The 8,021-nt window shown below is 68.2% G+C and carries 3 protein-coding genes; all 3 read right to left on the reverse strand.

Annotation, left to right across the window (positions count from 1 at the left end; all coding sequences use genetic code 11):
• On the reverse strand, nucleotides 1-1,949 hold a 1,949-nt coding region (locus ABZ208_RS38395; RefSeq protein ID WP_356914087.1), incomplete at its 3' end, for a type I polyketide synthase.
• Nucleotides 1,950-2,766: 817 nt separating this feature from the next.
• Nucleotides 2,767-3,981, reverse strand: a complete 1,215-nt coding sequence (locus ABZ208_RS38400; protein WP_356914088.1) for a pyridoxal phosphate-dependent aminotransferase family protein — start codon at nucleotides 3,979-3,981, stop codon at nucleotides 2,767-2,769.
• Between the two features lie 143 nt (nucleotides 3,982-4,124).
• The coding region (locus tag ABZ208_RS38405; RefSeq protein ID WP_356914089.1) for an SDR family NAD(P)-dependent oxidoreductase at nucleotides 4,125-8,021 on the reverse strand (3,897 nt) is incomplete at its 5' end.

Consider the following 8,021-nt stretch of genomic DNA (forward strand, 5'->3'; position numbering starts at 1 on the left):
AGCGACTCGGCCAGACGGAACAGTGCCACCTCGACGGCGAACAACGCCGCCTGCGTGAACTGCGTCGCATCCAGCAACGCAGCCTCATCCGAACCGGACTCCGCCTCCAACAGCTCGCGCACCGAACGACCCAGCAGCGGATCCAGCCCAGCACACACCTCATCCAATGCAGCGGCGAACCCCGGGAACTCCTGGGCCAGTTCGGCACCCATACGAGCCCGCTGCGCACCCTGACCCGTGAACAGGAACGCCGTCCTACCGCCCGCCACACGACCCTCGACCACACCAGCACCGGGCTCACCAGCAGCCAGCGCACCAAGACCGCCCAGCAGCTCGTCACGGTCAGACGCGACCACCGCACCCCGGTACTCGTGCTGCGCACGCGACACCACCGACGAGAACGCCACATCCCCAAGCGGGACCTCGGGCTCGGCGATCAAATGCGCCCGCAGACGGTCCGCCTGCTCCCGCAGCGCCGCCGCAGACTTCGCCGAGACGACCACCGGCACCGCACCCAGCGGCCGGGACGGCTCATCCGACTGCTCGGCCGGCTCCTGGGCCGGGGCCTCCTCCAGAATCACGTGAGCGTTCGTCCCACTGATCCCGAACGACGACACACCCGCACGCCGCGGACGCTCCGACTCAGGCCACTCCCGCGCCTCCGTCAGCAGCTCCACCGCACCCGCCGACCAGTCCACATGCGGCGACGGCTCATCCACATGCAGCGTCCGGGGCAGCACCCTGTGCCGCATCGCCATGACCATCTTGATCACACCGCCCACACCAGCCGCGGCCTGGGTGTGTCCGATGTTCGACTTGATCGACCCCAGCCACAGCGGACCGCTCTCGCGCTCCCGGCCATACGTCGCCAGCAGCGCCTCGGCCTCGATCGGGTCACCCAACGTCGTACCCGTGCCATGACCTTCAACCGCATCGACCTCGGAAGGCCGCAGACCGGCATTGGCCAGCGCCTGACGGATCACCCGCTCCTGCGAGGGACCGTTCGGCGCCGTCAGGCCATTGCTCGCACCGTCCTGGTTCACCGCACTGCCCCGCACCAGGCCCAGGATCCTGTGCCCCTTGCGGCGGGCGTCCGACAGCCGCTCCAGCAGGAGCAGGCCCGCGCCCTCGGCCCAGCCCGTGCCGTCGGCAGCCGCCGCATACGACTTGCAGCGGCCGTCCGCCGAGATCGCGCGCTGCCGGCTGAACTCGACGAAGATGCTCGGCCGGGCAAGGACCGTTACACCACCTGCGAGCGCCAGTGAACACTCGCCCGAGCGCAGGGACTTGGCGGCCAATGCGATCGAGACAAGGGACGACGAGCATGCCGTGTCCACTGTGACGGCCGGGCCCTCGAAGCCGAACGTGTAGCTGATCCGGCCGGACGCGACACTGGCCGCGGAGGCGATCGTCAGGTAACCCTCGATCTCGGGCCGCCGGTCGCTCGTCCCGGCGACGTACTGGTAGTCCGAGTACATGAGGCCGCAGAAGACACCCGTGTCGCTGCCCCGCAGCGACGTCGGGTCGATGCCCGCGTCCTCGAACGCCTCCCACGCCCCCTCCAGCAGCAGCCGCTGCTGCGGGTCCGTCACCATGGCCTCACGAGGGCTCAGCCCGAAGAACTCCGCGTCGAACTCGTCCGCACCGTCGAGGAACCCGCCCTCCCGTGTGTACGCGGTACCCGGGTTGTCGGGGTCCGGGTCGTAGAGCCGTCCAAGTTCCCAGCCGCGGCCTTCCGGGAACTGGGACACCGCGTCCCGGCCCGATGCCACCAGCTCCCACAGCTCCTCCGGCGAGGTCACCCCGCCCGGGTAACGGCAGCTCATACCCACGATCGCCAACGGCTCGTTCGCCTGATCCATGAGCTGCTGGTTCTGTCGCCGGAGGCGTTCGGTCTCCTTGATCGACTTCCGGAGAGCCCCGACTATGTCGCTCTTGTCGGTGGACATTCCTACTCCTTCACGTCCGGGCACGAGACGGCGGCCAAGTTCTGGACAGCTCTCATGACACGTTCTTCTTCCTCCTGACCGTCCGAATCAGGGATTCGGCAGGCCATGCCGCCAATCGGCACAGCAACCGCACCGTCACTGAGCCGTCCGTCAAAAAGGGTGTGCTCAACCGGGACAGCGGACCGCATCAGCGATCAGCCGCTCGACAAAAGCAGCCTTGTCAGAATGCCGCGACACGAAATAGCGCGACCCGATTCAAGACCAAATCGCTGTGCGGGCATTGAGGGATTTGAGGGTGCCATTGGCGGCATGTCCACCGGCACCGATTTACAGAGCAGCTCGGGCACCTGTCAGGTGGCAGTGTTTCTCCAAGTGCCACGTGACGCCGGTGCACGCCCGCTCTTCCCCGTTGTTCGTCTCACGATCACGTCGCCTCGATCGCCGCCGTGGGAACCCAATCAACCACAGCGGAACAATCAGCAGCGATGGCTCCTCCGAACCACCGAACCCCCGTTCGTCCCCGTATTGGCGAGCTGGTCGCCGCTGAAAAGAGTATGTCCAACAGTCGGGCTCCAGTCAAAGATTGACCGGTCAAGTCCACTGAACACGTCGGTGAACTGCAGGCCCTGCCTGCCGAGCAAGGGGAACTGATGCCGGCACACGCCAAATTCATGGCCTTGGCATTTTCCCGACCCAGAACCCAGAACTCAGAACCCAGTACTGCCCGCCGCCGACCTCGATCTCGCAAAGGCCCGTTGGCGAACCGGAGGAGGAGTGGACCGCGGTACGGTCCACCTCCTCTGCAACAACTCGGCGATCAGAAAAGACCCTTGTCCCGAAGTTTCGTCGACACCTCGATGAAGTTGCTCAACTGCTCGTCGGTGTGCGCGGCGTTGATGATGATGCGCAGCACCGCTTGACCGCGCCGGGCCGCCGGATACAGGTACGGCGGGACTCGGATGCCCTCCTCAAGGTATGCGTGGAACAGCTCCACGCACTTTCGCTCGTCACCGATCACGAGCGAGGAGAAACACGTTTCTGTGTCGGTGACCGGAAGTTCGGCGTCGAGCAGCATCTTGCGGAAATCGGCGACCTTCGCCAGATAGCCGTCGACGATCTCCGGCTCGTCGTACGCGAGGAGTTTGGTGATGTAGTCCGTACCGGCCGCGGCCGGTGCGGACATGCCCGCAGTGAACGATCCGGTGCCGGACAGCAGCTCGAAAGCCAGGATGGCGTCCTTGGGGCCGGCGATCAGTCCGCCCTCAAGACCGACTGCCTTCTTCATCGACACCATGATGAAGTCGGCGCGCTGCATACCGGCGTACTCTTCGGCAAACTTGCGGTGCGGCGGGCCGTAGAGCAGGAACCCGTTGGCGTCGTCGACGAAAGACACTGCACCGTAGCGCTGGCACACGTCGACGAGTTCGTGCATCGGCGCGACCGTTCCGTCGATGGAGAACACCGACTCCAGCACCACGACGACCCGCTTGCCCTGCAATCCCTTCAGAACCTCCTCGAGGCTCTCCACGGAATTGTGCTTGAACGAGAAGATCCGTTCACCGAACTTCAGGCCTTCCACCGACTTCCACAGCGACCAGTGCGCATCGCGGTCGAAGACGAAGACCACATCGCGGTTCACCATGGCCACGCCCGGCATGAACGAATGCGTCCCCGACATCGCGTTGATGAACCCGATGTTCGCGAGGGTGCCGGTCCCGAAGCTGATCGCCGCTTCCTTCTTCAGGTACGCGGCAATCGTGGCCTCCATCTCGATGTGCGCGGGAGAGACACCCTGCACGGTACGGGACCCGCCGCTGGCCAGGCCGTACTTCTTGGTGGCGTCGAGCAGGCAGCTCATCACGTCGTCGCGGCGCTGGAGGTTCAGCATGTTCACCGACGCGAAGTTGGAGACCAACGTGTCGGTGCCGTGTATCGCGCCGGGAATGACGTCGGACACCGGCGGGCCGGTGATGCCGGCGGCCCGGATGCCCTCGGAGAACTTGTCGAAATTCCAGCCAGGGAGGGTCGTCATCGTGAGCAGACCTCGCTTTCCTTCGTAAGCATGTGAATACCTGGGCCACACGTCCTGGAGCCGGACGCGGTGAATCCTCATCCGTGGACCTTCGCCCGCGGCCCCGCCGTCATGGCGGCGGAGCCGCGGGCTGCCCCGTTCGATCAGTTCAGGCCGGAGCCCGCGTACGTGACCTCGGCGCTCGGGCCGCCGTTCGCCAGTTCGCGCAACCGGTCGAGCAGGCCCGCCTCGTGCAGGTCGCCGATCGGGATCGAAGCCAGCAAGGCGCGGATCTCGGCCTCCTCCGTCGGCTCGGTGCCGATCTCGGGCGCCGGCTTCACCAAGGTGAGCAGGTGCTGCGTGATCGCCAGTGACGTCGGGTGGTCGAACACGAGGGTGGACGGCAGTTGCAGCGCGGTGAGCCGGGTGAGCCGGTTGCCGAGTTCGACCGCGCTGAGCGAGTCGAACCCGAGTGCCTGGAGCTCACGCTCCGGGTCGATCGTGTCCACTGCGTCGTGCCCCAACACCGCGGCGACCTGGGCGCGTACCAGATCCAGCACCACCTTTTCGCGGTCGGCCTCCGCCACACCGGCGAGCCGCTGGTCCAGCGACCGGCCGCCGTCCGGACCGCCGGCCGACGCACGCACCAGCCCACGCAGCAGTCCGGGCAGCATGCCTCCCGAGGCCTGACGGCGCAGGGCGGCGTTGTCGAGCCGTACCGGAGCCAGCAGTGCCGTATCCAGACCGAGCGCCTGATCGAACAACTCCAGCCCGAGTGGGGCCGGGAGGGAGCGCACTCCCATCCGCTCAAGCCGTGCGATGTCGGAATCGTCCAGCTGAGCCGCCATCCCTGCATCGTTCGCCCACAGCCCCCACGCCAGCGAGGTGGCCGGGAGCCCGTCCGCGCGCCGTTGGGCGGCGAGCGCGTCGAGTGCGGCGTTGGCCGCCGCGTAGTTCGCCTGGCCCGGGCTGCCGATCAACGCCGCCACCGACGAGAACAGTACGAACGCCGACAGCCCCCGGTCCTTGGTGAGTTCGTGCAGATGCCATGCCCCGTCGGCCTTCGGCGCCATGACCCGGTTCACCTGGTCCGGAGTCATCGACTCGACCACGCCGTCGTCCAGCAGACCAGCCGCGTGCACAATCGCGCTCACCGGCTCCTCCAGCGAGTCCAGCACGCGCGCCACCTGGTCGCGGTCGGCCACATCGCATGCCTCGACCCGCACCTCGGCACCCGCGGACTCCAGCTCGGACACCAGCTCAGCGGCGCCTTCGGCGTCCGGACCGCGCCGGCTCACCAGCACCAGTCGCCGGGCCTTGTGGCGTTCGACCAGGTGCCGGGCCAGCAGTGCACCCAGACCACCGGTACCACCGGTGATCACGATGGTGCCGTCCAGATCCGGTGTCGTCGGGACGGTCAGCACCACCTTGCCGATGTTGCGGCCCTCGCGGAGGAAGCGGAACGCCTCCTGGGCACTGCGCACATCCCAGGACCGAACCGGTCCGAGGTCGATCGCACCCTGCTCGAAGAGCGTGAGCAGTTCGCGCAGCATCTCCTGGATGCGGTCCGGTCCCGCCTCCATCAGGTCGAAGGCCCGGTACCGCACGCCCGGGTGCTCGCGCTCCACCGTGTCCGTGTCGCGGATGTCGGTCTTGCCGATCTCAAGGAACCGGCCGCCGCGCGGCAGCAGGTCCAGGGACGCGTCGACGTACTCACCAGCGAGCGAGTTGAGCACCACGTCGACGCCCTCGCCACCGGTCGCGTCCCGGAACGTCTCCCGGAACTCCAGGTCGCGCGACGACGCGATCCGGTCGTCCGCGATGCCTCGGCTCAGCAGGGCGTCCCACTTCGGCCGGCTCGCGGTCGTGAACACCTCGGCGCCGATGTGGCGGGCCAGTTGGACTGCCGCCGAGCCGACACCACCGGCCGCGGCATGCACCAGCAGCCGCTCGCCGGCCTGCAGGTCGGCGAGATCGAACAGGCCCCGGTACGCGGTGAGGTACACGATGGGAACCGACGCCGCCTCGGCGAACGACCAGTCCGCCGGCATGGGGGCGAGCATCCGCCGGTCGGAGACCGCGACGGGCCCGAACGAGTCGGCGACCAGCCCGAACACCCGGTCGCCCGGTGCCAGATCGGTGACCTCGGTGCCGACTTCCAGTACGACGCCGGCAGCCTCGGTGCCCATGTCCGCCTCACCGGGGTACATCCCGAGTGCGATCAGCACGTCGCGGAAGTTCAGACCGGCGGCCCGCACCCCGATCCGCACGTCACCCGCGCCCAGCGGGCGGTCGCCGTCGGACGGGAGGATGGCCAGCCCGTCCAGCGATCCCTTGTTGGCGGCCGTCAGCCTCCACGCATCGTCCGGCAGCACTGCGGCCCTGGCCAGTCGCGGCACCGTCAACCGGCCCTCGCGCACCGCCAGCTGCGGCTCGTCGTCGAGGGCGGCCACAGATCCCCACTCCGGTTTGCCACTGCCGTCGAGGTCCACGAGCAGGAACCGGCCGGGGCGTTCGGACTGGGCACTGTGCACCATGCCCCACACGGCTGCCTGGGCGATGTCCGTCCGTTCCGTACCGACCGCCACCGCACCACGGGTCACCACGACCAGCCGTGTATCCACCAGCCATTCGCTCACCAGCCACTGCTGCACCAGCGTCAGAGCGTCCGCCGCGGCCTTGCGGGCAGCTGCGGCCGGGTCGCCGGCCGGCGTCTCGACCGAGACCAGGACCAGGTCAGGCGCGGGCATACCCACGGCGACCTCGTCCTCCAGCGCGTACAGGTTGACGAACCGGTCTCCCGGGGCCTGAAGGTCGCCGAGCACCGCGAGGCGAACCTCTTGGGGTTCGGGGGCCGCGACCGTGGCCCAGTCGACCTGGTACAGCGACTGCTCGCTCTTGCGCGCCCGCCCGAGCTGCCCCGGCTCCACCGTGCGTACGGCGAGTTTGTCGACACTGACCACCAGCTCGCCGGTGTTGTCGACCATGACGATCCGCACCGCGGACTCACCGGCCGGGCTGACCCGCACCCGCACACTGGTCGCGCCGGTCCGGCCGAGCCGGATACCCGACCACGCGAACGGCAGCACCACCGGGTCACCGGGCCGGGTGTCGAGCATCCCGGTGTGCAGGGTGGCGTCGAACAGCGCAGGATGGATGCCGAATCCGGCACTCGGGGCGTTGTCCGGCAACGCCACCTCGGCGTATACGTCCTCGTCGGCCCGCCACACCGCACGCACGTTCTGGAAGAGCGGCCCGTAGTCGAGGCCGTACTCGGTCAGCATCGGATACAGCCCGTCCACCGCGACCGCTTCGGCCCCGGCGGGTGGCCACTTGAGGTCCAGGTCCCTCTCCGGTTCCGATTCCCCGGTGAGCGCACCCCGAGCGTGGCAGATCAGCACCGACGCGTCCTCGTCTGCGGTCTCCGCACCGGACAGCACGGCGACCTCGCGGCGCCCATCGGCGTCCGCCGGTCCGACCGTCACCTGAACCCGCCGTGCCGACCCTTCTTCCAGGATCAGCGGCGCCTGCAGGATCAGTTCCTCGAGCACCGGACTGCCGACCTGCCCACCGGCGGTCAGCGCCAGTTCGACCAGAGCGGTGCCGGGGACGATGGTCACTCCGAGCACGACGTGGTCGCGGGTCCAGGGCTGGGTGTCGGTCGACAGGCGGCCGGTGAACACCCACTCGTCCCGGGTGCCGACCTGGACCGCCGCGGCCAGGACCGGGTGTTCCAGCGGGGTCAGACCGAACGCCACCGCGTCGCCGGACTCACCGCCCGGAGCCTGCCAGTACCGCTCACGCTGGAACGCATAGGTCGGCAGGGGGGTGTGTGCGGCTCCTGTGTCCTTGTAGTAGGCCGTCCAGTCGATGTCGACGCCGGCGAGGTGGGCCTGTCCCAGGAATGCGGCAAAGGTCTGTGTCTCGGATTGCTTGGCCCGCAGCGCCGGCATCAGCACCGCGTCACCGGTCTCGTCCAGTTCCTCGAGGGTTTGGCGTGCCATGGCGGTCAGTACGCCGTCGGGGCCGAGTTCGAGGAACCGGCGAACTCCCAACTCCCA

This window comes from Streptomyces sp. NPDC006208, from assembly GCF_040613775.1.
Taxonomy (GTDB): domain Bacteria; phylum Actinomycetota; class Actinomycetes; order Streptomycetales; family Streptomycetaceae; genus Streptomyces.

What these genes read in the sequence shown, in the direction of transcription:
- ABZ208_RS38400 (WP_356914088.1), bottom strand. Translation starts at nt 3,981, where the DNA reads ATGACGACCCTCCCTGGCTGGAATTTCGACAAGTTCTCCGAGGGCATC.